Annotated in this window: 3 protein-coding genes; all 3 read left to right on the top strand. The window is 54.7% G+C overall.

Annotation, left to right across the window (positions count from 1 at the left end):
• Positions 1 to 1,217 (top strand): hypothetical protein (locus CW742_RS11175; protein WP_292420404.1); only part of this gene is annotated, 1,217 nt, incomplete at its 5' end.
• Positions 1,214 to 1,855, top strand: a complete 642-nt coding sequence (locus tag CW742_RS11180; RefSeq protein ID WP_292420406.1) for a phage baseplate protein — start codon at positions 1,214 to 1,216, stop codon at positions 1,853 to 1,855. The genes CW742_RS11175 and CW742_RS11180, both read left to right, overlap by 4 nt.
• On the top strand, positions 1,852 to 2,132 hold a 281-nt coding region (locus CW742_RS11185; protein WP_292420408.1), incomplete at its 3' end, for a hypothetical protein. The genes CW742_RS11180 and CW742_RS11185, both read left to right, overlap by 4 nt.

The following is a 2,132-nucleotide window of genomic DNA, read 5'->3' on the forward strand; positions in this document are numbered from 1 at the left end:
GCCGGAGTAGTGGGTTGGGATTCGAGGGCTTGCCAGGGAGGGGCGAAGTTGGCGAGGCAGCCGCAGGCCGACTTGGCGGGGATATGACCTGTTGTTTCGAAAGCCTCGTGACCGGGACGGCACGGCAGTCGAAATTGATTCTCGACAATCTCGGTATTATCGTCAGTATTGAAGATGCCAACGAGAAATACGCGAAATCCATTGGAAAAAGTGTCAGTGCCCTTACCGACCAGGAACAGCGGCTGGCATTCCAGGCCGCCATGCTCGAACAATCAGACGATCTGATCAACAGTGTGGACCTGTCGCAAAAATCCTTCAACGAGACCGTGAGGCAGGCGGACACGGCCATGCGTGAAATCCAGATGACCATGTCGAAAGGCCTGATCCCTCTCCTCCAGCCGCTTGCTGACGGGCTGAAAATGGCAGCCGTTGCGGCGAGGTCGTTACCGGAACCGCTCTTATGGGGGGTCGGGATCCTTGGGGCCCTGTTTGCCGTATCCACTCTTGTTATTGGTGCCCTTTTGACGCAACAGCTGCTCATGGGTCTGCTTGCAGGAACGGAAATGTCGTTCGCCGGTGCCACTGTGGTCCTTACGGGCACCTACGTCAACCTGGCCACCGCAGTCTGGACCGTAGCCGGGGCCATGGGTGCCCTGCTGATAGAGATGTTGCCGTTCATCATCGTGGGTGCCGCCATTGCAGCGGTTATCTGGGCAGTCTGGGATGTCATGGACAAGGGATGGGAGGACTCGGAATTCAAGAAGTTCATGGACTATCTGGTGGAGCCGTTCCCAATCCTGGTCCCGCTCGTCAACCTGTTCCAGATTGTTGTCTGGGCGCTGACCGACGCTCTGACATGGCTTGGGGATAAACTCGAACCGGTCTGGAAACGGCTGAAGGAGATCTCGGATCATCCGCTGTTCAAGATGGTAGCCGGTACCGCACTCATGATGGTTCCGGGCGGGCAGGTTGCCGGCGCCAACATGATGTATGAAGGGTATGCCAAGGTGACCGGGGCAATGGACTCTGGTGCTGGTACCGGCAGTGCCGTGATCGTCAACCAGGAGAACAACATGGAGATGAAATTCGGCGATTTCCTGACTAAACAGATGACCCAGGAAGAATACCGGAAACTGGTCAAGGATTCAAGCAAGGATGCAGCACACCTGTTCGGTAAACAGACTGAACGAGACATCCGTAGCGTGGGTGGAATATGATTGAAGATACCTCTCTGATCGGCACGGTTGAACTCAAGAACCGGGCCGATGCCGTTGCCGAGCAGGAAGTTGTCCTGGCAAACCGGCTGTTCCGGGCCGTGGTAAGTAACACCCTTAATCAGGGGTATAATGTGCCGACAAGGAAGACGGATGCCGAGTACGCCGACCACATCTCAAAAGAGGGGGCGGAGTTCAGTCTGCTCATAACCGTAAGGCGGGACGATGTCACCAGCCTCAGGACCCTTGCAGATGCCATGGAACGCGTCGAGTTCTTCTCGGAATTCGGGTATTTCGACAACATGGTCATCCGGAACTTCAAGGTCCGTACGAGTGACAATATCGATACCCGTGAAGTGACGTTCGATCTCAAGCAGGTCCGTGTTGGCAGGACAAAGAAAGTCAATGTCGTGCTATCCCTGCCCGAGACGGAGAAGGACGATATCGAATTGGATTCTACGGTGACTGCGGTGCCCGATACCATCGCTCCCGGCAGCACATCAAACCAGAATCTTGTTGAAAAAAGAGTACAAGACGCTCCCCAAATCCCCACTACCAAAAAAACATTGTATGAAAGAGCTGCAACCAAGCCGGCGCCCGGGAACATTTATCTGCCAAGTATCGGTGGGATGCTTCCATGACATCCAGCGCGGTGAAAACCCTGCCGTTCTCACAGAAACTTGGTTTTCCGCAACGGCAACGATGCAAAATCAACGGCACGGCGTATGATTTCTTCTTCCGGTGGAATGAAACGGGATCATTTGTCACGACCCGCATTGTCCGTGTGCAGGATAATTATCAGGTCTGGTCCAGTAAACTCACACAATGGTGGGTCCGGGTCATCAAGGATGAAGATGCTGAAGAGATCTTTCTTCTCTGGGTGGAGGCAGCAAACCCCGACCGGGTGGAGGTGTGGGT

Origin of the sequence: Methanoregula sp. (assembly GCF_002835825.1) — an archaeon.
Taxonomy (GTDB): Archaea; Halobacteriota; Methanomicrobia; order Methanomicrobiales; family Methanospirillaceae; genus Methanoregula.